This window comes from Vibrio furnissii CIP 102972 (genome assembly GCF_000176175.1).
In the GTDB taxonomy this organism is placed as follows: domain Bacteria; phylum Pseudomonadota; class Gammaproteobacteria; order Enterobacterales; family Vibrionaceae; genus Vibrio; species Vibrio furnissii.
The window spans coordinates 653,228-679,065 of the sequence record NZ_ACZP01000014.1; the positions used below are offsets into that span (position 1 = coordinate 653,228).

The following is a 25,838-nucleotide window of genomic DNA, read 5'->3' on the forward strand; positions in this document are numbered from 1 at the left end:
ACCATCTGTCAAATTCAATGCAAATTCCGGTTACGACATGTGCCAAATAAAAAACATCCCGGAAAGTGGCTTGAACTTTCCGGGATGAATCAATGCAGACGGTTTCGTTTGCGATTAGGCGCCGATCACGCCACCATCATCGCGCGTGATCATCATCACCGTAGAGCGCGGTTTGGTGCTGCCGCCGTCTGGGAAGTGCGACGGTGCGCCCTCTTCGCCCGGGTGCTGCACGCCCACAAACATGGTCTTGTGATCCGGCGAGAATGCTAGGCCAGTGATTTCACACGCCACAGGACCCGTCAAAAAGCGCTGCACTTCACCGGTGATCGGGTCGCCACACAGCATCTGGTTGTTACCTTGACCAGCAAAATCGCCTTTGTTGGAGTAATTGCCATCGGTCAGAATCCATAGGCGCCCTGCGTCATCAAACCCCAAACCATCCGGGCTGTTGAACATGTTGTTGGCATTGATGTTGTCGCTGCCCGCGTACAGGTCGCCATGATGCACCGTAGGGTTTCCGGCAATCAGGTACAAATCCCAGGCAAACATCTCCGCGGTGTGGTCGCCATGCACTGGCATCCAGCGCAGAATTTGGCCGTAGTTGTTCTTGGCACGCGGGTTAGGGCCGCCCACCGGCTGGCCGTCTTTCACGCCACGGTATTTGTTGTTGGTTAAGGTGCAGAACACGTGTTGGTTGTCAGGGTGTACTGCAACCCATTCCGGACGGTCCATGGTTGTCGCGCCCACTTGCGTGGCTGCACGGCGGGCAAAAATCAGCACTTCCGCTTGGTTTTTGAACCCATTTTCCGGCGTCAGGCCATTCTTGCCAAACGTCAGTTCAATCCAGCGTCCTTGGCCTTTCAGCTCTTTGTCCTGCATGTCGAATTTCGCAACCGACAGCGTGCCCTCATCAAGTAGCTTGCGGTTGGCCGCATCGTTGCCTTTCTGGTAACGGTTTTTCGACACAAAACGGTACAGGTGCTCACCGCGCTCGTCATCCCCCAAATACACGACCGCGTAGCCGTCGCTGTTGAGCGTGAAGGCTGCGTTTTCATGTTTGAAACGGCCTAACGCGGTGCGTTTCATCGGCGTTGAATCCGGGTTGTGCGGGTCGATTTCAACGATCCAACCAAAGCGGTTCGGCTCATTCGGGTTCTTGGTGACATCAAAACGCTCGTCGTGCTGATGCCAATGGTAATCACTCGGTTTGGCGGCGATGCCATAGCGTTTCTGGTCAGCGTTCACCGTGCCCTCTTCATTGGCCCCGAAGAAGTCATCGAAGTTCTCTTCACACGTCAGATACGTGCCCCAAGGCGTCTGACCGTTTGAACAGTTGTTAAATGTGCCCAGTGCCAGTGTCCCTTTAGGATCGGCCTTCGTTTTCAGCCATTCGCTGCCTGCCGCAGGACCCGTGATTGCCATCGGCGTATTGGCCGTAATACGGCGGTTACGCTGACCTTCACGGTCAATCATCCACTTGCCATTCTTGCGCACAATTTCAACCACCGTCACACCGACTGCCGCCTGCGCTTTGCGCACGTCGTCCGCCGTCATCGCCGCGCCTTTGTGGTCGAACAGATATTCGTAGTTGGTGTATTCGTTGTTGATCGCCAGTACTGCGCGATCGTCACTGATAGGGAAGAAGCTCATGCCGTCGGTGTTGTCACCAAACTGACGCGCTTGCGCACGTGAATCTTGTTTACCGCTTTGGTCAAATGCAGGTGCATCAGCGAAAATCGGGTCACCCCATGACATCAAGGGAGTGGCTTTATAGCCTTTAGGGACCACCACCATGTCTGCCGTGGACGCAGGAACCGGTTCAAAGTTCAGCAAAGAGGATTGCGGTTTTGCAGCAACGGCTTTCGCAACAGGGTTTAAAGTCAGAAATGCGCCCGCACTCACCGCCGCGCTGCCCGCGAGGAAACGGCGGCGTGATAAACGCGCTTCAATCATTTCGCTAAACTGTGAATCTTTCTCATCACGGTTCCACATGAGCTTGCTCCTTTACTTTCGTCATAATTATTGTGTGTTGCATCAATGCAAATTGATGATGGTTCAGGAGCTTAGCGTTGTTAAATGACTGATCGGTGAAGATTGTGTTGCTGAACGATGACAATTGCGTCTCGGATTTGGGAGCTGAGTCGTGGGCAGGCCCCACCCCATTCACTATACTTCAATAATAACCACAATTTTTATGCAGACTTTGCGAAGGTAAACACACGCAGCGGTATGCTTCAACCTTGCCATTCGCATGACAAAGGCCAGTCGAGTTGCACCGAGTCGGTGCCAGAGAGGTATCTATGCAAGTGGTCGTGAATGGCATCGCCTACCCCTATCACCGTGGGCAAACTCTGTTTCAATTCCTGCAGTCGATCGACATCGACATTCCTCATTTGTGTGCCACCAGCCATCAAGCCGAAAAACAGCACTGCGATTTGTGCGTGGTTGACGTTGATCAGCTCGGTGTCGTACGCGCCTGTGAGCACCCAGTACAGCCGAATCAGGTGATCGAGACCCACAACGATACGCTCTATCAGCGGCGCCAAGCAGCGCTGAAACGGCTGCTCTCCGACCACAACGCCGATTGCGAAGCGCCGTGCCAAATCGCCTGTCCGGCGCACGTGGACATTCAATCTTACCTGCATCACATCGCCGAGGGCGATTATCACAAAGCGGTCGACGTGATCAAACGCCACCTGCCGCTGCCCGCCTCGATTGGCCGTGTGTGCCCGGCGTTTTGTGAATCCGAATGTCGCCGCACCTTAGTCGACGAGCCTGTCGCCATTCGTCAGCTCAAACGCCATGCGGCAGATATGGACAGCCAAAGTCAGCCTTTTCAGCCCATCGTGCCGCTCGGCAATGGCAAACAGGTTGCGATCGTCGGGGCCGGGCCGGGCGGGTTAGCGTGTGGTTACTATCTGCGCCTTGCCGGTTTTGCCGTCACAATTTATGAAACCATGCCCAAACCTGGCGGTTGGCTGCAATATGGCATTCCGGAATACCGCCTGCCCAAACAGATACTGGATCAGGAAATCGACCTGCTTTGTCAGACGGGCATTCAGATTCGATGTCATCAGAAAGTCGGCCGCGATTTCACTCTTGAGCAGCTTCAGCAAACAAATGACGCGGTGTGTATCGCCATCGGTGCGAGTTTAGCAGTTAGCGCTCACTATCCGGGCAGTGACCTTGCTGGTTGCTATCTAGGCGTCGATTACCTCAAAGACGCCGCAACCGAGCGCACACTCATCACTGGGAAACAGGTCGCGGTGATCGGCGGCGGCAATACCGCCATCGACTGCGCGCGCACGGCGCTGCGTTTGGGCGCGCAAGTCACGCTGATTTATCGCCGCACCGTCGATGAAATGCCAGCAGAAGAATACGAAATTGAAGCCGCGGCGCACGAAGGGGTGCAGTTCTGTTTTCTCACTCGTCCGGTCGAAAACTTAGCCGACGCACACGGCCGAGTGCGTGCCATCAAACTCGAAACCATGGCGCAGGGTGAACCGGACGCCTCTGGCCGTCGCCAGCCCGTGCCAACGGGGGAATATCACCAACAAGCATTTGATACGGTGATTTCTGCGCTGTCGCAAACGCCGGATTTGAGCCTGTTTGGGGCGAAATGGGACCACGTGCCGCTGACGCGCAAACACACCGCCGACGTTGACAGCGACACACTGCACCACTTTGACAACGTCTACGCGATCGGTGATTTTCGCCGCGGCCCTGCCACCGCCATTGAAGCCATCGCAGATGGCAAACGTGCGGCCGAAGCCATCACGGAGCGGCTGATTTTGGGCACGCCTGCTCATACTTCAGCCCCCTTCACTAGCCGCAAAGCCGAAAGCCTCAGCCGGGTTAAACGCAGTGAATACCGCTTAGAAGCCAAACGGCGCCGCATTGATTTTCCTCATTTGCCCCCTTTACATCGACGCAAAAACTTCTCGGAAGTGGAGCTTGACCCCGGCGATTTGGCGGTGCGCATGGAAGCGGCACGCTGCTTAGAGTGTGGCTGCCAAGCCAACACCCAGTGCGATTTACGGACCTACGCCTCTGCGTATCAGGTCGATGCTGCCCACCTCGATTGCGGCGAAAAACAACGCTTTGCCGTGGATAAGAGCAGCGAATTCATCGTCTTTGATGCCAATCGCTGCATCAGTTGTGGCGCATGCGTCCAGACATGTCAGGAAGAGACCGTGCACGGCGCGCTGCATTTTTCGCACTCACAAAATCGGCCGATGTTTCACGATGGCACCTTGATGGGCGATTCCAACTGCGTGCAATGCGGAGCGTGTGTGCAGGTGTGTCCGACGGGCGCGCTGGTCGATAAACGCGACAAATCCCACGCACGAGTTGAAGTGCTCAAACCGGTGACCACGGTCTGCACCTACTGCGGCGTAGGCTGCAACGTGGTGATGTATGTCGACGAGCAAGCGAACCGCGTGCGTTACGTGCAAGGCGATACGCGCTCTCCCGTCAACCAAGGCATGTTGTGCGTCAAAGGCCGCTTTGGGTTTGACTTCATTCACAGTCCGCAGCGCCTCACTCAGCCGTTAATCCGGCGGCACGGTGAATTGCAACCCGCCAGTTGGGACGAAGCCATTGCCCTGATCGCCGAGCGCTTTCGTCACATTCAACAGACGCATGGCAGCGATGCGCTGGGCGGCTTCTCGTCCGCCAAAACCACCAATCAGGACAACTACCTGTTCCAAAAATTGATGCGCCGCGAATTGGGCACCAACAACGTGGATCACTGCGCGCGGCTGTGTCACGCCTCCACCGTCACGGGGCTAGAAGCCTCCCTTGGCAGTGGCGCCATGACCAACGACATCGCCAGCATTGCGCATTCGGATGTCATTTTGATCATCGGCTCTGACACCACCGCCGCACACCCGATCATCGCCTCGCACCTCAAGCAAGCCATTCGCAAAGGCGCGCGATTGATTGTGGCCGACCCGAAACGCATCGAGATGGCCGATCACGCTACGGTGTACGTCGCGCAGCGCCCGGGCACCGACGTGATGCTGCTCAACGGCATCATGCAGCAAATCATCACGCATGCTTGGTACGATGACGCCTATATTCGCCAACGGGTGGATGGCTTTGAGGAGCTGCTCATGGAAGTCATGTCGGATCGCTACCTGCCCGAGAAAGTCGAACTGGTGACCGGCGTCCAAGCCGCCGATGTGATTCGAATCGCCGAGATGATCGGCACCGCGCGCGTCACAGCGGTGTATTACGCCATGGGCATCACCCAGCACACCACCGGACACGACAACGTGCGTTCCATTGCCAACCTGCAACTGCTGTGTGGCAACATCGGCGTGGAGGGTGGCGGCATCAATCCGCTGCGTGGCCAATCCAATGTGCAAGGAGCGTGTGATATGGGGGCGCTGCCCGGCGACTACCCCGGCTATCAAAAAGTCACGAACCCGTTGGTGCAGGCCAAATTTGCGCAAGCTTGGCAGTGCGATCACCTGCCCATCACGCCCGGGTTAACCCTGACCGAGATGATTGATGCTGCGGCCACCCAGCAGCTGCGCGGTTTGTATGTGATGGGCGAAAACCCGGTGCTGAGCGATCCGCATCAAGCGCACGTCATCGACGCGCTCAACACGCTCGATTTTCTGGTGGTACAAGACATCTTTTTGTCGGAAACCGCACAGTTAGCCGACGTGGTGTTGCCATCTTGCTCGTTTGCTGAAAAACAGGGCCACTTCACCAACACGGAACGGCGCGTGCAGGCACTCTCACCCGCGATTAAGCCGCCAGGCGCAGCACGTGAAGATTGGCGCATCATCACCGAGATTGCCAATGCGCTCGGCGGCAACTGGTATTATCAACATGTTGAGCAGATCCAACAGGAGATCTGCTCAGTCACGCCGCAATACGCCGGGATGGATTGGCAGCGTCTTGGTCATGAAAGCCTACAATGGCCTTGTAACGAGCACGCGCCGAATGGCACGCGGATTCTGCATCAAACCAGCTTTAAACGTGGCCGGGGCGAGATGGTCGCAGTGCCGTTTGAATACGCCGCAGAATTGCCCGATGACGCGTACCCGCTCATCCTCACCACCGGCCGGCTGCTGGAACAATTTCACACCGGCACCATGACACGCAAAACCAAAGGGCTGGATCAGCGCGCCGGACCGCGCATCATGATCAGCGTGCAAGATGCAGAGCGGCTCGGGATTCACAACAGCGAACGCGTTCGTTTGTGCTCTCGACGTGGTGAGATTGAGGCGCCAGCGTTTGTGACCAAACGCATGCAAGCGGGCGTGGTGTTTGTGCCGTTCCACTTTGCCGAGTCCCCCGCCAACCGCTTAACCTCCGAAGCGCGTGACCCGACGGCCAAAATTCCGGAGTTCAAAGTCTCGGCGGTGCGACTGGAAAAAATTGTTCCGGTGACGCATCTCGTCCCGTATGAGGCGTAACCAAACGCCGCCGCTGAGTCAGCGGTACACGCGCAAGAAAAAAGCCACCTCAATGGGTGGCTTCTTGATGCACTCAACACTTAGTAAGCGTGAGCGACTTCGGCAGACAGGCTACACAACTCGTCGACAATTTCTTTGGTCTGTTTGGAGTAGATCAGTTTGTCTTTGGCGCCGACAAGTTGAATCATTTTCACTTTGCCAGACATCACCGCTTGGCGAATGGCGCGCAGAACCAATTGGTTATCGAGAATCTTATGTTCGTCCAGGCCATTGCCCGGCACTAATGAGGCTAGATCCACAGAGAGTACCAGTTGATCACAGTGTTCAATGTAATGGCTCAATTGGCTTTTGAGCTGATTACGATTTCGGAAACTGCACTCTTCCTCGGTCAACCAGTCACACCCTAAATCTTCCGCGTATTCCCAAGTTTGGCTCGGCACTCGCTCTGCATCGATCCCTAAGCAGAACAAACGCGCATTAGAAAAACGCGACAAGGCGAAATGGTAAACGGAACCCACTTGTGGATCTAAGGTTTGTTTCAGCTCAAAGTCATGACCCACGTGAATGATGCCAATTTCTTCATTATCCAGCGCCAGCACTGGCAATGCGTTGAGCAGCAGCTCGTGGCAGTTCGCCAGCACGACGGGGACAGAGCTGAGCGCCAAATGACGGCTCAAAACATGCTGATAGCGTGCATCGGATGCATCGTTCAGTACCAGATGGCCCGCATCAGCGTAATTCGGATTGGACTGTTGTTGATACAACCAGTCAGAGGCAAATTCTAGGCTTTGTTGAGCAAATTCAAACTCTACGCGTGACATGGGTTTCACACGCTCACACACGGTCATAAAGGTAAACGCGGAGATGTGAGGAACCGCAGTGCGGCTCAGACGGTAGCGTTTGAATAAACTTAACATGATGAATTACCTTTCTGGTGGCAACGCTCGCGCGGCCTGCAACACATGTAAAATGATACGCTGCTTGTGAGTTTCGACGCGATGGGCTGGGGCCATCACCGAAATTGCACCGATCAACTTACTCCCTTTCATCACCGGAGCACTGATCCCCGACACTCCGGGGTCAATTTCGGAGGTGCTCACGGCATATCCATGTCGACGTATTTTTTCCAAATCGGTTTGCCATTTGTCCATTCGATGTTCTTCACCGAAATAGCGCAGAATTTTTTCGCAACGCTGCGCAGGCATATACGCCAACATAACTTTAGATGAGGCGCCACGAAGCAGGGGTTGACTTTGACCCTGGACGAAGCTGCATCGAAGCGCCTGCATGCTCTCTTTTTGGCTCACACACAAAGCCCGGTATCCGACCGGCACCATGTACGCTGCCATTTCGCCAGTCTGTTTCTGCAATCGACTCAACACGGCGTCGACGGCATCGAGATTGTGCTGGCTGGTTTCATAACTGCGCATCAGAAGAAGGGCCGCTGAACCGATGATCAACGTTTTGTCATGCGGGCTTTCTTCTATCAGGTTCCACTCTTTCAGCAGTTTCAGATGTCGGTACAAACTACTGAGGGGCACCTGCAATTGTTCACTTAATGTTTTGGCCGAGACCGGTTCATCATTCACCGCGACCTGCATCAGCAGTTGCAGTGATTTTTCGTTAACTTGATTCGCAGATTGTTTTGTTTCGCTCATGACTGCTTTTTAGCCTTTATCGTGTTTCAGCTCAAACCTTAATTCTTATATATCGAGAATTTAATTTGAATTAAAGGATTGCATTCTCACCAAGTGAGAAAACGATGAAAATTAACAAATTTAAACATAATTTGATGAGCGAAAAATCGCTGCAGAGTTGCGCAGAATACGGTGAATTTCCACCCAGCTTTTGGCGGAATTTCCGACAAAAAAGCGACGCCGAAGCGTCGCTTTTTGCGGTTATTGGCAGTTTTTGCGGAGACTGGCAGTTAGGCGAGTTTAAACGTCGCCACTTTTGCACTTAACTCCGCCGCTTGCTGCTTGAGCACGTTAGACTGATTCAAACTGTCGTCTGCACCCTCGACCAATTGCTCGGTCACATCCTTAATCGCCGTGATGTTTTGCGTGATTTCGCTGGTCACGTGGGTTTGCTCTTCAGCAGCCGTCGCGATTTGCGTCGCCATATCACTGATCAGCGCCACCGCCGCGTTAATTTCTTCCAGCGCATGGGTCGCTTTATCGGCATCATCCACCGAGTTGGCTGCCAGCGTTGAACTGCTCGACATGAGGCCCACCGCCTGTTGGGTGGTTTGTTGCAGCGTCTCGATGGTCGATTTGATCTCTTCCGTTGACGTGTGCGTGCGTTGGGATAACACGCGCACTTCATCCGCCACCACCGCAAATCCGCGGCCCTGTTCACCGGCACGAGCCGCTTCAATCGCCGCGTTCAGTGCCAATAGGTTGGTCTGTTCCGCAATGCTCTGAATCGTGGCCAACACGGTCGAAATCTCTTGGGCATGTTGATTGAGCACCGAAATGACGTCACTGGCCTGACTGACTTCATGGGCCAAGTTGTTAATGGAGGCTTTGGTGTTCAAGACCAGCGTACGACCATTGGTGGTACTGGTCGACGAGTCTTGCGCTGCGTGGGCAGTTTGCTCTGCGTGCGAGGCGATTTCCTGCGTGGCCGAGGCCATTTCAGTGACCGCCGTGGCCACCATGGTGATCTCTTGCTGCTGCATACCCAGCTCTGATGCCGATTGATTGGCACGTTGCGAGCCATACTCGGCTTGCTGCGTCAATTGTTCTGACTGATGGCGAATGTGACCGATCAACTGCTGCAGGCTGGCAACGAAGGTATTGAAGCTATCGGCCAATTTGCCGACTTCATCGTTGTTTTCCACCACGATGCGTTGCGTTAAATCGCCGCTACCGTTGGCAATCTGTTCCAGCGCATGCGAGACGTTTTTCAACGGACGGAACAACACGTTACACAACACATTGAACAAAATGGTGCACAGCACGACCACCAGCGCCGTCACCAATAATTGGCCCCACAGCGCATCGAACAGCGGTGAAATCAATGATTGATAGTTAATGACAACCACGGTGCTCAGCGTCGTGCCGTCAATGGCGCGCGCAACCAACACATATTGGTCGCCATTGATTTCGACTCGGCTGTCTTTGCCCGACCGTTCGGCCTGTTTAATGGCGGAGAAATCGATCCCCAACTCAGCAACACTCTTGTTCAGCAGTTTGGTGTTCGCGTGCGTAAAGATATTGCCTTGCGCGTTGACGATAAACATGTCGCCGGTGCCCGGCAACACCACCTGTTTCATGTTATTGAGAATGTCGGTAATTTCCACATCGGCGCCCAGCACCAATTGTTGACCGTACAAATCCACGGCTTTACCAAGCGACACCACATTGGCCCCCGTTGCCGCCGCAACGGTTGGGTTATCCATGAACACATTGGCCGGATTCGCTTTGGCATTGATGTACCATCCCCACTTGCGTGGGTCGTTGTTGTCTGGCGGCAGCACCACACCGTTGGCGTTTTGTTGTGAACCATCTGGATAGGCGAGGAACACGTTGTCGAAGGCCGCGGCGTGCTTCACCTGTTTCAGGTGCGTCACGATGGCCTCTTGTTTGGCGTCCGAGGTCAGCGACGTCAGCGCGCGCTGTTTCGACACCAGCCAGTCCGACACGTATTGATTGTATGACGCGGTGACGCCTTGCAGACGCTGTTCAACCTCAAGATCCAACCGACTCAACGACGCATTGAATGACAGTGCTTCGACCAGCACGCCCCCGATCACAATGGCAGCGCTGGCAGAAATGGCCAGCTTATTTTTTAACGATAGATTTTTGAACATACCCTGTCCTGATTGTCATTATTATTTGCTTCACGACGAAGCCGCCCTCAGGGCGTCCGCATTATAATTTTTAGCCTCGAAATAAATGAGAACCGCCCAACGAAAATCACTTTTTATCGCCATGCCTTGTCACAAGTGTCGTATTGATTCCATTTTTGTCCATTCAGAATACGCCAGGCATTGCATAAAATGTGAAGCACGCGAATGTGACGACGACATCTCAGGCACAAAAAAAGGAGGCCATCGCCTCCTTTCTGTTCGTGTCCTGACTAGCGCTGCAACAGGGTGCGCCACGAGACGTCGTCCGTCTGGTAGCATTTCAGGCTCAGCATAAAGCTGACGACACCCAGTACGATGTAAATCAGCGCATTGACGGTGCTGATTTGCGTCATCACCTCAGACAGATTCGCATCCATTAAGATATTGAGCGGTAACCCCAGCACTTGGTGAAAGAAATCTCCCACCACTTCAGTGCCAAACAAGCCCAAGCTCAACCACTTCAATGCATACACACCAATGAACATCACCAGAATGGGTGAATTCACCAATTGAGACAGCAGCAGCGTGATGCACGCCAACGGCAGTAACGCCACAGCCACCAGCAGCATTTGACCGAGGTAGCTCAACCAATGCGTCACCGCAAACAGCAGTGAACGTTGATGAAACAGCAGCGGAATCGCATCATCCGTGACCATGTTCACCAACCAAAACATCACATCGGACGCGATGACTAAAACGGAGCACACCACCGGGATCACCAGCAAACCAAACGCCAGTTTAACGCCGTGCGTTTTGAGGTTGCTGACCGGCATGCTGCGCCAGAACATAGAACTGCCTTCCTGACGTTCTTTGCGCAGTGTTTTGGGGATGTAGAGCGTGCTGAGTAGAATCGACAGCGCGCCAGCCACCACAATCATGAACGAGCTGAATTGATCGACAAATTGCAGATCCAACGGTTCAAAACCACTGTAACTCATCTCAAACGAGAGGTTGCTCTGCAGATTGCCATTGCTCAACAAACCGATAAACAGCACCAGCATGCACGCCAGCACAAACAACGGAATTCGAGTAACCACTTTGTGTTCGATCCACTCTTTTTCTAACATGTAGACGGATGCATGCATTATGCGTTCTCCTTCTGCAGAGCCAAAAACAGCTCTGCCAGTTTTACACTGTAAATACGCCCCAAACCTTCCACCGCCTCACGATGCTGCGCTTTCAACAGCCACTGCGTCGTCCCCAAGCTCGCCTGAGCAGACAGAGGCTGCAGCGCATCAATTTGCCCCGCCAAAGACGTCGGCGCATCCAACACAAAGTAACCTTGCTCAACCTCGTCCATGCCCGCTTGCAACACCACGCGGCCTTGCTTAAGAATCAACACATCGGTCAACAGGTGTTCGATTTCCGACACTTCATGGCTGGCGATAATCAGCGCGCGTTCGCCATCGTGAAACCATTCCAACAAATGACGATAAAACGTGTCGCGATAGATGAGATCAAGCCCTAATGTGGGCTCATCCAGAATCAGCACTTTGGTGTCCGTGGCAATCACCAATGCCAGATGCAATTGCACCTTCATGCCTTTCGACAACGCTTTGATTTTACTGTGTAAGTGAATGTCCGTTTTGGCCAGTACCGACTGCGCTTTGCCCAGCGAAAAGCTCGGATGCACACCCGAAGTGTATTTGAGCAGTTGCTGCACCGTCATCCACTCCGGCAGCACATTGACGTCCGAAATGTAGGCCAAATGTTCCATGACTTGAGCACGTTGCTGGATGGGATTGCGCCCTAGAATATGAATTTCACCCTGATAATGGTGCGCGCCCAGCAGCGCTTTGATTAACGTCGACTTGCCCGCGCCGTTATGGCCAAGCAACCCCAACACCTGTCCCGGCGCTAGGGTAAAGCTGACCGGATGTAGCGCCGTTTCTCCATGCGAAGCCGAATACTGTTTCGACACCTGTTTTACTTCAACATACGGCCTCATGCTGCATCCTCAATGTGTTGTTTTAACTGTTGCATAAAATCGTCTAGCGACATGTCCAGTTGTGCCAGCGTCGCCGCAATCTGTGGAATTTGCTGTTCTAAAAACTGCTGTCGCTGCTGCGTTCTCAGTTGGCTGAGTGCACCACTGGCCACAAACATGCCTTGGCCGCGGCGCTTTTCCACCAGCCCTTCATCCACCAGTAACTGATAGCCTTTCATCACCGTCAGGTGATTAATTTTCAGATCGGCGGAAACGGTTCGCACGGATGGAAGTGCTTCACCTTCGGGCCAGATGCCCTGCAAAATCTGCTCGGTGATCTTGTCCGCCAACTGGCGAAAAATCGGTTGGTTATCCTGCCATTCTGTCACTGTGCATTACCGATATGGTGTTATATATGTATATAACACTAAACTCGATTACTGTTTTTGGCAACATGCTTTTTCATCCCCCATGAAAAAGGCCCTGCCGAAGCAGAGCCTTTCATTTCAATCACGGGATTAAAATCAATTCGTTGCGCAGTCTGCGTCCCCAATCAATTTCCACACACCCCACTCACCCGATTGCGTTGGATCGTCACCTTGTGTCCACCATTTGGCTTCCCACACACTGCCCGACCATGTGACTTGGTTGCCACCCACGTACACAGCACTGGCATCCCACAAGTTGTCACACGTTTCACCGCCGCTGGATGTTTTCAGCACCACCACATCCGTCGTTGCGGACGCACTCGCCTGACCATCGCTGACCGTCACCGAGAAACTCAACGTGGTATCTTGGGTGTACTCCGGCGCGACAAACGTCACTTGGCTGCCATTGATCGCCGCCTCGATTCCAGCAGGCACCGTCCAGCTAAAGGTCAGCGTATCCAGATCCGCATCGCTGGATGCCGACGCATCCACGACCACCGTCTCCCCTGCATTAACCTGTGCTGGTGCGTTCACGACGGCCACTGGCGCAGTATTTTCAGCGCCGCCAACCGGTTTCACGGTTACCGTCGTCGTTGCCGAAGCGCTGGCGCCATCGTCATCCGTCACGGTGAGCTTGAAGGTGAAGCTCTGTTCACTGGTCACTTCCGGCGCAGTAAAGCTCGCCTGAACTGCGCTTGCATTGCTCAGCGTCACCGCATCGCCGCCGGTTTGTTCCCACAGGTAGCTGGCGATTGTGCCATCGCTATCGGCTGATGCGCTGCCATCCAACGTTACACTCGCAGGACCTGTCACCGTTTGAGCCACACCCGCATTGGCTGTTGGCGCGCGGTTTGCTGGCGGTGTACCGCCGTCCGCCAAACCTTCATGCATCGCATTGAGAATATCACCGTTGTCGGCATCGATTTCCCACGAGAACAAACCCGCCAAGCCTAGGCTACGTGCATACGCACCTTTGGCTTTCACAGAGCGGTCATCATCAAAGGTAATTAACTGACCCGAAGTGCGATTCCACACCCAAGGTGCTTCTGCTTGCGCATCGTAGCCATATTCAAACCCATTGATGCCGGTGTTATCCGCGCCCAACATGTTGGCTTTGATGCCTTTGTAGTCAATCACACCTGCTTCCCACACGCCTTGCGCGGTTGATCCGGTGAGTTTGCCATTGCCCACACCGGTCATCGGGTCGGTCGGATCGCTCAAGCTGGACGGCATCACACCATCCCAGCCACGGCCGTACATCGCCGTCCCCAGAACCAATTTGTTGGCTGGCACGCCTTGGGCCAGCAGAAGCTGAATCCCACGGTCAGCGGTGTACGCCGGGCCTTTGTATGCTTCACCATTTTCATCTACACCCGTTCCATCACATTGGCCTGGGCGCATGAACGTGCCGCAGTTCAGTGCGGTTTGGTGACCCAACACGTTGTTCCAGCCGCCGTAGAAATCGTAAGTCATGGCAAAGATGTAATCCATGTACTGCACCGCATCGGCGTAGTTCACGTCTTCAATCTTGTCGTAACCGACGCCAATCGCTGATGTCAGTTCATAAGTGCGGCCGGTTTCGGCTTCCAGCCCATCCAACATGGTGCGCAGTTCTTGCATCAAGGCAACGTACGCTGGGCCGTCATTGACTGGATCGCCCAGATCAGGCGCCGCGCCATCACCGCCCGGGAATTCCCAGTCGATGTCCACCCCATCAAAGAATTTCCATGTGGTCAGGAAGCGTTTGACCGAAGCCACAAACGTGTCGCGATTGGCTTTAGTGGTGAAATCGAAGAAGGGATCAGAGAGCGTCCAACCGCCAACCGAAGGAATGATTTTCAAATCAGGATAACGCTGCTTCAGCGCCATCATCATGGCGTAGTTGCCCTTGATTGGAGAGCTGTATTCATGACCGGCCTGAGCGAAACTTTTCTGATATGCCGCCCAAGGGTCGTGGATCACCACTTCGTAATCGGGCACGCCCTGACACGCCGTCATCAGCGCGTTGTAGCTGTTGCCGCCAACCGATTTCACCGACTCGTTCGGCCCACAAATCGGGATAAATCCATACAGAATGTGCGTTAAGTTTTGTGCTGGAATGTTATCCACGGTGTAGTTGCGGCCATAAATGCCCCATTCAACAAAGTACGTCCCGACCACGGTATTGGCATCGGTGGTGTAAGTTTTGTTGTTGGGATCCACGTTCATGGTCAGCGGCTTGAGATGTGACCCGTCGGTATCGGCAATGGTCAATTCAACGGGCGCGCTGGTACTGCAACCGCTGTCATCACACGCGGCCACTTCCAACTGGTACAGGCCGCCTTTGCTGTAGGTGAAACTGGCGGTCGTTTGGCTGCCTGAAATGGGGCCAGACGCCACTTCTTCGCCATCGAAATAAATCTTATAGGTGTTGCCCGTTTCACCACTCCACTGGTTAAACGTAATGCTGATGGGCGCTTCGTCGTGGTATGTCACCATCTGGTTGTAGCCCGCGGTGGTTTCCATCGCGAGTTCAATTTTCGAAAATTGCAGATTGTTCGACCCGTAGACATCAATACTTGGTGCCGCCGGAGCCGCTAAGGCCGATCCAGACAGAGCCAGTGCAATACTTGCGGCGCACAGAGTAATACGATTCATATCTATTTCTCTCATTCCTTGCAGATTGTACTCAACATGAGTTGGCTGCTCTTCGGTCACACATTGAAGAACATCGGCTTCAGTATTTGGGAGACTTTATTTTTTTGAAAAAAAATTAAAACGCTTTTCGAGTCACAACGAGCAATTCGTAGCGAAAACGCACGCGATTGCACGCTAAATTCTACTCTGTGCCAGAAATTCAGAATTTTGACACAGCGAATGAGGCAAATTTATTTTTTTGCACTAATAAAGATTCGAAATGATGGCTAAAACAGAAAAGCCCTCTGAAAAGAGGGCTTTAGTGAACAACAACTCAGTTAGAGTGGACGAAACTTCGCCGTAAAATGGCGTAATACCGGCGGTTCATAGGTAAATTCAAGCCCTTTAAAGCACGACGCGCGCTTGGCCAGTGCAATGATCGCGTCAGCAATATAATCCATGTGATCGTTGGTATAGACGCGACGGGGAATGGTCAGGCGCATCAACTCCAGCTCTGCCGCCTTTTGCACACCCGTTTGCGGATCGCGCCCCAGCAGCAGCGAACCGATTTCGACCGCACGAATGCCCGCTTCGAGATAGAGCTCGTTGCACAGCACTTGTGCCGGAAACTGATCGGCTGGAATGTGAGGCAAGATCTTCGCCGCATCCACAAACACCGCGTGCCCACCAGTTGGGTATTGAATCGGAATCCCAGCCTCACGCAGGCGCTCGCCCAAATAGGCCACCTGACTGATGCGATAGTGCAAGAAGTCTTCGTTGGCCGCTTCGTACAAGCCACGTGCCAGCGCTTCCATGTCGCGCCCGGCCATGCCGCCATAGGTCACAAACCCCTCCATCGGCACACAACGTGTGCGCACCGCTTGAAACAGCTCTTCGTGATCGCGAATACAACACAGGCCACCAATATTGACCATCGGATCTTTCTTGGCCGACATGGTGAGCATGTCGCCGTATTGATACATCTCGCGGATGATGTCCAAAATCGTGGCATCGGCGTAACCGGCCTCACGCTGTTTAATGAAATAGGCATTTTCACAATAGCGCGCCGAGTCGATCACCACCGGAATGTCGTGACGGCTGGCTATCTCATACACCGCACGCATGTTCGCCATCGACACGGGCTGCCCGCCCGAGCTGTTACAGGTGACCGTGGTGATGATGGCGCAAATGTTCTGGGCACCGTAGTGATCGATGGTGGTTTGCAACTTGTCGAGGTCGAAATTGCCTTTCCAGTCATACGGCGTGGTGGTATCAAATGCTTCTTGAGTCACCACGTTGACCGCGGTGCCGCCATTGAGTTCGATATGACCGGCGGTGGTGTCAAAATGGTAGTTGGAAATAAACACCGGCGTGGTGCCGCCGCGCACTTGGCGCATACGTTCAATTAATGCAGGAAACAGAATTTGCTCGGCGCCGCGGCCTTGGTGCGCAGGCACCGTCAGTGAGTAACCAAAGAAGTGCTCTACCGCCGCACATAAGTTGTAGTAATTGCGACTGCCAGCATAGGATTCATCACCGAGCATCAAGCCGGCCCATTGGTTGTCACTCATGGCGCCGGTGCCGGAGTCGGTGAGCAGATCGATGTATACATCGTCGCTGCGCAGCAAAAATGGGTTGTATCCGGCCTCTTTTAACGCCTGTTGACGATCGGAAAAGGTGGTCATTTTAATCGGTTCCACCATTTTAATGCGGAACGGTTCTGGAATGCGTTTCATACTTAACGGTCCTTCATACGCCGCCCAAACCCGCAGGGTGTGGCAGCGTTTGATTCATGGATGGGTGTGCCACAAGCGGCACAGGGCGGCCTGAATCAGGCCAAGGCGTTAAGCGTGAGAAGCGGTTTTGCTGAGCAGTGACAAGCCGAAATCAAGGTTATACCAACACGACAACACTAACTTGATGTCGTGCTTTGCATTGAAGTCCATCGCGTTATCTTCTGGTTGGTGAGTGATGTCATCACTATAGTGCAGCGGGCGGGATATTGACGTGCTTAAAATGCACACTTTGCCAGCGCGCTCACATCTTACGCGGTGTGCGTGATTGCCTGAGTTGTTAAATTTTGATGAAATTCATCCATCCGTGCGGGGGAAAACTTGCAATTCATAGCGACAATCGGCACCCTCACAGGTTATTACGCGAAAGCGGTTAAAAGGATAAAACTAATGAATACAATCAAATCTTTATCATGTCTTTTGGCTATTATTTTTAGTGCTTCAGCTGCCGCAAAAGTAACATTGAACATTCCAGATTCCATCGACCTTTTGGTGGTCAATGGCGCCAAACCTCAATCTTCAGGCAGCATTTTCTCATCCACCAAAAGCGTTGAAATGGACGATGGCCAGCAACAAATCGTGTTCCGCTACAACCCATACTTCACGCAAGGGAATGACCGCATCGGTGTCGAAAGTGACGTCGTGATCGCCAAATTCACCGCCACCGACAAAACATTAGACTTCGACATGCCGCAGTACCGCAACGCGGATGACGCGCAAAACAACATCAAAGCGATGGAATGGGCACTGCGTGATCAACAAGGCAACGCCGTGGGCCTTGAGCAAGACCGCCTGATCAAACAAGGCATGCAGATTGGCCGTGACTACAAACAAGAAACATTTGAGTACAACCTGCAAGGCGGACCTGCCGCAATCGCCACCGCGTTTATCAAACCAAGCAAAGAAGGCTCTGCGGGCGACACCACTGCCGAAGAAATGCTGCATTTCTGGTACAACAAAGCCGATCCACAAACGCAAGCTCGCTTTAAAGCGTACGTGAATCAGAAATAAGTACTGCTTATCGAATGAGCAAAACGGGCGTCCAAAGGGCGCCCGTTTTTCATTAAATCACTTGAGACTGCGCCAACGCGTCATCATCGCTCGAAATCTGATAACAGCATTCGGCGTGCTGCTTGAGGCAGGTAAAGATCTCGCGATCCAACTGATTGGCATCCACCAACGATTCCACAATGCTCAACGCTTTTTCCAGCGAAATGCCATCTCGATACGGACGAGACTGGGTTAGCGCCTGAAACACATCAGACACGGCGATAATTCGACTAGGCCGGTCCAGATCCAAGGTCGTTTTGCCCAGCGGATACCCCGACCCGTCTAGCCGTTCATGGTGATTGGATGCCCATTCGCAGATTCTCGGCGACGTAATAATCCCCTGTAGAATAAAGCGCGTGTCCGTCGCATGACGTTTAATGCACGTGTACTCTTCCGCAGTGAGTTTTCCCGGTTTATGCAGCACCACATCCGGCGTGCGCAATTTCCCAATGTCATGCACCAACCCCGCCAAATACAACATGTTTTGCATTTTAGGCGAATAGGCTAACTGCTTGGCCAGATACTTGGAAAGCTGTGCCACTTTGAGTGAATGCTGAAAGGTAAAGGTGCTTTTGGCGTCGACCACTTTGGCAAACAATTCCGCAATCGCGATGGTTTGCTCAAGCCCCAAGTTACTTGAGAAAAAAGGCACCACATCAAGGTTGAGCATTTGCGCTTCAATGTAATGAGGATGCATGGCAAACCAAAAGTCATCGTTGTCCACCAGCTCTGTCATGTGCTGGACCATATTGGCTTCAAACACACTGCCCGAATGCTGCTGTAACTGGTGCGCGATGGACTGTTTCGCTGCTGCGTTGAGGTTGCCATATTTATCTTTGGTCTGCTGGCGGTACAAGTGATCCACGCGGTTGACCAGATAAATGAGGGTTGCCAATTCTTTGTCCGTATCGGCAATCGGCAGGTGCTGCAACTCGCTCCACGGCGTGTGGTGATACAACACCGGCGTGGCAAAACACGACAGCGGCGCACATTCGCTCAGTAGGTTGTACCCTTTTTCACAGTGGCGAGCAAAGCTGCCAGGCTGAAAGGGAAAGAACAGCGGCATCGATGCCGACGACTGCGTGGATCCACAGTCGTGCACCAAGCCGGTCGAAAAAGCGAGCTGAGCCTGTTCTTCATCCCAGCCCATTAATTTAGCGCACCGATAAGCCATGTACCCGACTCGGTGGCTATGATGAGGTTCGTCAAACCCGACCGCATCCAATGCTTGAGCAATGCCCAATAACACCTTGCGTAAGTCAACACTGACTTCTTCCGTATGCAATTCCATATTGGCTAACTGACACTAAACGATTGATGAATAATCATGTGGTTCGAGACTAATACAAACGGACTACTTAGTCCTGACAATTCTTAAGGTTTTTGTGGAATCTGTGACGAATTCTATGTGCCACAAGTTTCATCTTGATATGAGGTACGAATAACTTACCGTCCTCGCGAGAAAAGTGTTACGGTACACCTCACAATAAAGAACAAATAACATACAAAATCAGGTGGTTAGAATGTTTACTCTCAACGTGGATGATGAACTCCAGCTGGCGATGATTGAAGAATCCTTTGCCCCGCTTTATGCGCAAATCGTGGCGGATCAACGTGTGTACCTGTCGCAATGGTTGGCCTGGCCGCCCCATTGCCGAAGCCAGCAAGATTTTGAATTGTTTGCACAAAATATGCTGCACGATTATGCCGATGGCAAAGTGCTGGTGTGTGCGATGTTCTATCGAGGTGAATTGGTTGGTAACTGCAGCTTGCAGGACATTAATCGCGATTTGGGCAAAGCCAGAATCGGCTATTGGTTATCACAACCTCATCAAGGGAAAGGCATTGCCACGCGCGCGGTAGCCAAGTTGATCGAGGTGGCGTTCCATCAGTATCAGTTGGAAAAAGTGGAATTGGCGGCGGCCAGTGGCAACCTGCCGAGTCAAGCCGTGGCCAAGCGCTTGGGGTTTGTTCAGGAAGGCCTCATCACGCGAGCGGAAGACCTCAATGGGCGCGTCGTAGACCATATTGTCTATGGCCTAACGCGCGCCCACGCCAATCAACATCCATAAAAAAGCGGAGCTAAGCTCCGCTTTCCGTTATTGCCAGAAGAACATTGCAATCATCGACAACAAGGCGATACACGCAATATTCAAGAACATCCCCACTCGCATCATCTCGCTTTGCTTAATGTGACCCGTGGCGAACACAATCGCGTTCGGTGGTGTTGCAACAGGCAACATAAAGGCACACGAAGCGGCAACAGCAATCAAGACCGATAGCAAGATGGGCGAAATACCAAACGCTTCAGCCACACTGGCAAACACTGGGATGAGCAGCGCAGCACTCGCCGTGTTACTGGCAAATTCAGTCAAGAACACCACAAACGCCGCAATCACCAAAACGATGAACAGCAAGTTCATGTCGGCAATCATCGCACTCAGTTCATTAGCGAGGAATACGCTGGTGCCGGTTTGTTTCAGCACGTTACTTAAACAGATACCACCACCGAACAGCAGCAATACACCCCAGTCGGCCGTTTTCTCGATGTCTTTCCAATGCACGACACGCGCAAAGCTGACCAGAACAATCGCTCCCAACGCAATCACGGTATCAAAGCTCTTGAAGCCGCCCAGCATGGCGTTCACCGGCTTACTGAAGATCCACAGGAAAACAGTCAGTGCGAAAATGGCCAGCGTGACCACTTTACCTTTATCCCAATCCACCGCTTGGTGATTCAATTCAAAGTGACCACTCAAGTCCGGTTTCAACAGCAGATAAAGCACCACAATGGCCATCGGCAACATCACCAGCGTCGTGGGTAGACCAAACGCCATCCAATCGGTAAACGACAAGCCAACTTCAGCGGCCGCAATCGCATTGGGCGGGCTACCAACCACGGTGGCAATCCCACCAATACTGGCACTGTATGCAATGCCGAGTAGCACGAAAACATAAGTGCTGTGGCCACGATCGTCATCCACTTTGCTCAGCACGCCAAGTACCAGTGGCAACATCATCGCAGCGGTGGCGGTATTACTGATCCACATGGACAGCACCGCCGTGACACCAAACAGCATAAACACGGCCACACTCATTTTGCCACGCGCCATAATCAACACTTTGTCGGCGATGACTTTATCCAACCCTTGGCGGTGCATCGCAGCAGCGAGCGCAAAACCACCCAAGAAGAGGAAAATCACGGAGTTAGCAAAGTTGTTGAGCGCAGCCTGCGTATCGAAAACACCAAACAACACGGCCATGATTGGAACCAAAATGGCGGTGACGGTGACGTGCAGTGCTTCGGTCAACCAAAGGACAGCGATAAACGCCAACATACTGATACCGAGGACAACATTCGGTTCAAATGGCAGCGTCTTAAATAAGATAAAAAATAGCACCACATCCGCCAGGATGATGAGGCTATTGCGGTTAAGAAACCATTCTCGGGTATTGTGGGGTAAAGGGACACTATCGTTTCGATTCATTATTATTCTTCCTTATGGAGGCCAATCGGCATCCTGATCATCACATAGAATCAAACAAAGGAGATAATAATTATTGCGAAATTGTTAAGCCTATCAAAACTATCACTTACAATTTAACACATTGAAATAAATAGAAATCCCAACCCCACAAAATTTAACAAATCAGGAAAACACGTGTTTCAATTAAAACAATTTACCTAGTCAATGAATTTAACAATTTGTTCAAAAGCAGATTTCACTTCATTTCCTTTCATAATTCTTCCATGTCCTTGATTTTTGGTCGTAATCAAAGTGACGTTTGCAATTTCCTCGGCTGCCTTGTGTGATTCGGCATAACGCGCAAAGCGATCCTTTTCATCATGAACAATGATGGTTGGTGTACGACGTAACGTCAGGCTTTGATACGGTTGAATGGAATGGATGGGATAACGGTACTCATCTTGAACTTCGTTAACCACTTCTTCAAACAGACGCATCGAATAACCAGAGCGAGCCACTGTGCCAAACAAATTGTCCAAGTAGTCGAGTACTGGTGCGATGAGCATCATCGGGCAGTCTGCCAGCTTGGCATGGCGACATTCCAGCGCAGTGACGTTCCCCATGCTGTGGCCGATCAACCCGATGAACGCCGGTTCACTGTCAAGAATCGCCTCCAAACCACGCACAAACGCCGGAACGTGACCAAATGCCCCTTCACTCTCACCATGCGCGGGATGATCGTAAGCCAGCGCGGTATAACCTTGCGCTGCGATGTGCTCCATCAAAGGAAAGAACTGGCTCGATGCCCCCGACCAGCCATGAGTCAGCAACCACACTGGCCCTTCGCCCAGGCGATAGGTGGTTAATTTGCCTTCCGCAGAATCTACCTGACTTTTGATCATGCCTTGCGGCACCTCGTTCTTTGCCGTCATGCGAGCAGGCGTGAGCAACAATTTGCGCGCCGTTTTACGCGCATGGGCTGGCGCCACCGTATGGTGCAGGCGGGTGGTCCAATTCACGAGGCTGCGACGCAGACTGAATTTGCCAGACGTATTGAAATAAATCTTCTCACTCATGGTGTTATCCTTCAGCACAAAAACGAACGTTCGTGCTTTTTATTAGTAAAAATTTTTGTGTTCAGGCTCACTCGCTAAATGGACACGCGTGAGCCAAATGCTTTAGGCCTTTTTCCAGCGCGCCAGCAGCGCATCGACGCCCTGCCAAAAATGCTGGTCACTTTGCTCTTGCCCATAGATTGAATAAAACAGATGCGCACTCAGATAGAGCCCATACAATTCATAACTCGCTTGCTGAGCATTCAGGCTTGCGACAAACTGCCCTTGCTCAACGCCTTTGCTGATTTGAATCTGCAAATAGTGAATCCAGCTCGAAATCGCCGCTTTTAAGGTTTGTTGAATGGCACAATCGGTGTACGCCGCTTCTTTCCACGCATCTAAAAACATACAACTGCCTTGAAACGATTGGTTCCAGCCCAACCAGTTGTCCAAAATTCGGCGCAGTTTGCGTTCGATGTCGCCATCACCCAGTTCACGAGCCGGCACGATCACTCGGTGGATAAAGGTTTGATTCGCAAATTCCAACACCGCGATTTGCAGGTTCTCTTTGGAATTGAAGTGCGCGAACAACCCACTTTTAGACATACCACACTGCTTAGCCAGCTCACCGATGGTCAAACTTTCCAAACCATTGGCGCTTGCCAGCTCAAACGCCGTGAGCAATATATTCTCTCGAGTGATTCGACCTTTACTCATTATTGACCGCCGTAATTACAAGACACTCTATTTTTAGCACGTTCGTTCTATTTTGCAAATTTGATTTCTCGCGCACCTCAATCTGTGAAAGAATGATGAAATTGCGACCACATTCAAAGGATTGATATGGAAGGGATAATAGAGCAACTGCAGTTTTCCGCGTCGATTACCGGCCCGATTTGTCTCATGCTGGTTTTGGGGGTTGTGTTTAAACGCATGAACCTGATCAACGAAAACTTCATTGAAGTTGCGTCCCGTATGGTATTTCAAGTCACGCTGCCCGCCATGCTGTTCCTCAGTATTGTCGGCTCTCATCACGACTTCTCATCCAGCGCAGCGCTAATCATCTTTGGGTTGGTGGCCAACTTTTCGTTCTTCCTCTTTACCACCATCATGACCAAACGCGCCTTTCGCGACCCGCGCGATCAAGGGGTGATCATTCAAGGCGGATTTCGAGCCAATACCGCCATCATCGGCCTGGCGTATGTTGCGAACACGTACTCCGATGCCGGGGTGGCGTTGGCCGCAATTTACGTTGCGGCGACAACCGTGCTGTATAACATTCAAGCCGTCATTGCACTGACACCGAAAGGTGAAACCACAGGCCCCAAGGCCAGCGCACTGATTCTCAAAACATTGACCAAGAACCCGTTGATCATCTCAATTCTGCTCGGTGTGGTGTGTTATTTTCTCGCCGTGCCTATCCCCGATATCGTCACGCAGGCAGGGCATTACTTTGCCAATATGACACTGCCTTTGGCCCTGTTGTGTACTGGCGGCTCGTTGGACATGCGCTCTCTCAAAGATGATAAGAGTTCAGCGTGGTTTTCCACAGCATTCAAGCTGGTGTTATCCCCCATCATGATCACCGGCGCAGCCTTACTCTATGGCTTCCGCGGGATTGATTTGGGCTTGATTTTCCTGATGAGCGCATCGCCCACCGCTGCAGCCAGCTATGTGATGGCGCGCGCTATGGGCGGCAACGCCACATTGGCCGCCAACATCATCGCACTCACCACCGTATTCTCTTTGCTCTCATGTACGCTGGGCATTTTCATTCTCTCTAGCTTGCAGCTCATCTAGCCGCGAAACGGTTGTTCCCCGTTCAACGTACGGACGTTGGGCGGAACACCAAACCGACGTGATCGCGCCGCTCACGCACGCGACATTTGCCTGATGGTCATTTCGCCCGCTACGCTTAACGTCAGAGATAGAACGAACCGCCTGAAATCGCGACTCTTTTGTGAAACAAGGAACCTTATGTTGGCACGTTGGCTCAGCACCGCTTTGTGGATACTTCCTATGCTTTCTTGGGCAAACGACGCGCCCCCGATCGCGTGGCATATGGCAAAAAGCGACAACGGCATCACCATTCAAACCCGAAAACATCGTGACGGCTTGGTCGAAATTCGCGCGCAGATGTTGGTACCCACCACATACGCAGCTTTCATGAACCTGCTAGAAAACAGCAGCAATCTGCCCAACTGGATTGATCATGTCGCCTCTAGCCGAGTCCTCAAAAAGATTTCAGACCACGAGAATATTGTCTACACGCGTTTCTCGGCGCCCTGGCCAGCTCGCGATAGAGACATGGTGACGTATTCGCAGTTTCAGCAGTTTCCTGGGTCTTTGGTTTTAACCATTGAGGATGCGTCGGATCAGTATCCGGAGAAAGAAGGATTTGTGCGAATCAAAGCGGTGAAAGCAACGTGGGTACTGGAAAAACTAACCAATGGCATGACACACATCGACTACACCGCCTTTGCCGATCCGGGCGGCATGCTACCCAATTGGCTGGCGAACAAACTCTCTGTGTCGAGTGCTTTCAATACCTTTGAAGCGTTGAGGGAGCAGCTCCCCAAATACCAAGGTAAGCGGCACCCTCATGTGACCGAGTGATCAGAACAGTTTGCCGTAGGGCAGATAAATCAGATTCAGCACCATCAAGACCACCATCACGCCAAACGTCAGCTTCATGCCTGTAACGCGGCCTTTAAGTTGATCGTTTAAGATCGCTTTGGCATGCAGCAAACGACCGAGAATGAAAGCGATGCCAGTCGCATGCAGCCACCATACATTCGCGCCGTTGAACTCAGCAAAGCCCATCAAAATCAACGTGATCGGTATATACTCCGCCGCATTGCCCTGCGCACTACGCGCCAAAGTCAACGCATTCACGCCCCCATCCATATACTTCACCTGATGGCGCCGACGCTGCTTGATCACCTGCACCGCCAACCCTATCAATAACCCAGCCAAAATGACGGCATACAACGCTGTAACCATAAGATTTCCTTACTCTCCATTGAGGAGATAAGTGTAGATGAAAAGAGAGGAAAGAAAAAAGCGCTGCGTGCAGCGCTCTTAGGTATCGCAGAGAAAGGCATCCACATCACCATCAGCAAACAGCACCTGATGTTTACGCCGCTGACGAATCACCTGTACGGCTAAGTAAATTGACCAGCCGCACAGAACGACGGCATACCCTGTTGTGACCATAT

Annotated in this window: 20 protein-coding genes; 5 read left to right on the forward strand and 15 right to left on the reverse strand. The window is 52.4% G+C overall.

Annotated features, from left to right (window positions below):
- Positions 1-114 precede the first annotated feature (114 nt).
- Positions 115-1,992 carry a PhoX family protein gene (locus VFA_RS13195; protein ID WP_004727342.1) on the reverse strand — a complete coding sequence of 626 codons (1,878 nt, stop codon included), beginning with the start codon at positions 1,990-1,992 and terminating at the stop codon, positions 115-117.
- A gap of 308 nt (positions 1,993-2,300) precedes the next feature.
- On the opposite strand from VFA_RS13195, the gene fdhF reads away from it, so the two are divergent.
- On the forward strand, positions 2,301-6,431 hold the full coding sequence (gene fdhF, locus VFA_RS13205) for a formate dehydrogenase subunit alpha (protein WP_004727343.1): 4,131 nt from the start codon (positions 2,301-2,303) through the stop codon (positions 6,429-6,431).
- An 80-nt stretch (positions 6,432-6,511) separates the two neighbouring features.
- Here fdhF and VFA_RS13210 read toward each other — a convergent pair whose 3' ends face one another.
- From VFA_RS13210 to VFA_RS13250, 8 genes are all read right to left on the reverse strand, one after another.
- Positions 6,512-7,348, reverse strand: coding sequence for an arginase family protein (locus VFA_RS13210; protein ID WP_004727344.1), 837 nt, complete (start codon positions 7,346-7,348; stop codon positions 6,512-6,514).
- A gap of 6 nt (positions 7,349-7,354) precedes the next feature.
- The gene (locus VFA_RS13215) at positions 7,355-8,089 is read right to left on the reverse strand and encodes an IclR family transcriptional regulator (RefSeq protein ID WP_004727345.1); all 735 of its coding nucleotides are present in this window, start codon (positions 8,087-8,089) and stop codon (positions 7,355-7,357) included.
- Positions 8,090-8,358: 269 nt separating this feature from the next.
- Positions 8,359-10,245, reverse strand: coding sequence for a methyl-accepting chemotaxis protein (locus tag VFA_RS13225; protein ID WP_004727346.1), 1,887 nt, complete (start codon positions 10,243-10,245; stop codon positions 8,359-8,361).
- A 269-nt stretch (positions 10,246-10,514) separates the two neighbouring features.
- Positions 10,515-11,369 (reverse strand): hypothetical protein, encoded by an 855-nt coding sequence (locus VFA_RS13230; protein WP_004727347.1) that lies wholly within the window; start codon positions 11,367-11,369, stop codon positions 10,515-10,517.
- Entirely contained in the window at positions 11,369-12,232 is an 864-nt protein-coding gene (locus tag VFA_RS13235) for an ABC transporter ATP-binding protein (protein WP_038151762.1), read from the reverse strand. The genes VFA_RS13230 and VFA_RS13235 overlap by 1 nt, the downstream gene beginning before the upstream one ends.
- Positions 12,229-12,600: a GntR family transcriptional regulator gene (locus VFA_RS13240; RefSeq protein ID WP_004727349.1), complete on the reverse strand. Its 372-nt coding sequence runs from the start codon at positions 12,598-12,600 to the stop codon at positions 12,229-12,231. The genes VFA_RS13235 and VFA_RS13240 overlap by 4 nt, the downstream gene beginning before the upstream one ends.
- Before the next feature lie 135 nt (positions 12,601-12,735).
- Entirely contained in the window at positions 12,736-15,276 is a 2,541-nt protein-coding gene (locus VFA_RS13245) for a glycosyl hydrolase family 18 protein (protein WP_004727350.1), read from the reverse strand.
- Positions 15,277-15,593: 317 nt separating this feature from the next.
- On the reverse strand, positions 15,594-16,991 hold the full coding sequence (locus VFA_RS13250; RefSeq protein ID WP_004727351.1) for a tryptophanase: 1,398 nt from the start codon (positions 16,989-16,991) through the stop codon (positions 15,594-15,596).
- Between the two features lie 447 nt (positions 16,992-17,438).
- On the opposite strand from VFA_RS13250, the gene VFA_RS13255 reads away from it, so the two are divergent.
- The gene (locus VFA_RS13255; RefSeq protein WP_004727353.1) at positions 17,439-18,059 is read left to right on the forward strand and encodes a DUF2057 family protein; all 621 of its coding nucleotides are present in this window, start codon (positions 17,439-17,441) and stop codon (positions 18,057-18,059) included.
- A gap of 52 nt (positions 18,060-18,111) precedes the next feature.
- Here the strand turns inward: VFA_RS13255 and VFA_RS13260 are convergent, their stop codons facing one another.
- Complete coding sequence (locus VFA_RS13260) at positions 18,112-19,389, reverse strand: HD-GYP domain-containing protein (protein ID WP_038151766.1); 1,278 nt, start codon at positions 19,387-19,389, stop codon at positions 18,112-18,114.
- Between the two features lie 232 nt (positions 19,390-19,621).
- On the opposite strand from VFA_RS13260, the gene VFA_RS13265 reads away from it, so the two are divergent.
- Positions 19,622-20,170: a GNAT family N-acetyltransferase gene (locus tag VFA_RS13265; protein ID WP_004727355.1), complete on the forward strand. Its 549-nt coding sequence runs from the start codon at positions 19,622-19,624 to the stop codon at positions 20,168-20,170.
- 27 nt (positions 20,171-20,197) lie between these two features.
- Here VFA_RS13265 and VFA_RS13270 read toward each other — a convergent pair whose 3' ends face one another.
- The 3 genes from VFA_RS13270 to VFA_RS13280 all read right to left on the reverse strand — a co-directional run bounded on the left by VFA_RS13270 (position 20,198) and on the right by VFA_RS13280 (position 23,337).
- A complete protein-coding gene (locus tag VFA_RS13270; RefSeq protein WP_004727356.1) occupies positions 20,198-21,586 on the reverse strand; it encodes an SLC13 family permease in 1,389 nt (462 codons plus the stop codon).
- Between the two features lie 197 nt (positions 21,587-21,783).
- Positions 21,784-22,641: an alpha/beta hydrolase gene (locus VFA_RS13275; protein ID WP_004727357.1), complete on the reverse strand. Its 858-nt coding sequence runs from the start codon at positions 22,639-22,641 to the stop codon at positions 21,784-21,786.
- A 102-nt stretch (positions 22,642-22,743) separates the two neighbouring features.
- The gene (locus VFA_RS13280) at positions 22,744-23,337 is read right to left on the reverse strand and encodes a TetR/AcrR family transcriptional regulator (RefSeq protein WP_004727358.1); all 594 of its coding nucleotides are present in this window, start codon (positions 23,335-23,337) and stop codon (positions 22,744-22,746) included.
- A gap of 126 nt (positions 23,338-23,463) precedes the next feature.
- Here VFA_RS13280 and VFA_RS13285 point away from each other — a divergent pair, with 126 nt between their 5' ends.
- Together VFA_RS13285 and VFA_RS13290 are read left to right on the forward strand one after the other, a co-directional pair.
- Positions 23,464-24,420, forward strand: coding sequence for an AEC family transporter (locus tag VFA_RS13285; protein WP_004727359.1), 957 nt, complete (start codon positions 23,464-23,466; stop codon positions 24,418-24,420).
- A gap of 177 nt (positions 24,421-24,597) precedes the next feature.
- Complete coding sequence (locus VFA_RS13290) at positions 24,598-25,236, forward strand: START domain-containing protein (protein ID WP_038151767.1); 639 nt, start codon at positions 24,598-24,600, stop codon at positions 25,234-25,236.
- On the opposite strand, the gene VFA_RS13295 is transcribed toward VFA_RS13290, so the two are convergent.
- Together VFA_RS13295 and VFA_RS24165 are read right to left on the reverse strand one after the other, a co-directional pair.
- On the reverse strand, positions 25,237-25,623 hold the full coding sequence (locus VFA_RS13295) for an MAPEG family protein (protein WP_038151771.1): 387 nt from the start codon (positions 25,621-25,623) through the stop codon (positions 25,237-25,239).
- Positions 25,624-25,701: 78 nt separating this feature from the next.
- Positions 25,702-25,836: an MAPEG family protein gene (locus tag VFA_RS24165; RefSeq protein ID WP_256619732.1), complete on the reverse strand. Its 135-nt coding sequence runs from the start codon at positions 25,834-25,836 to the stop codon at positions 25,702-25,704.
- Positions 25,837-25,838 lie beyond the last annotated feature (2 nt).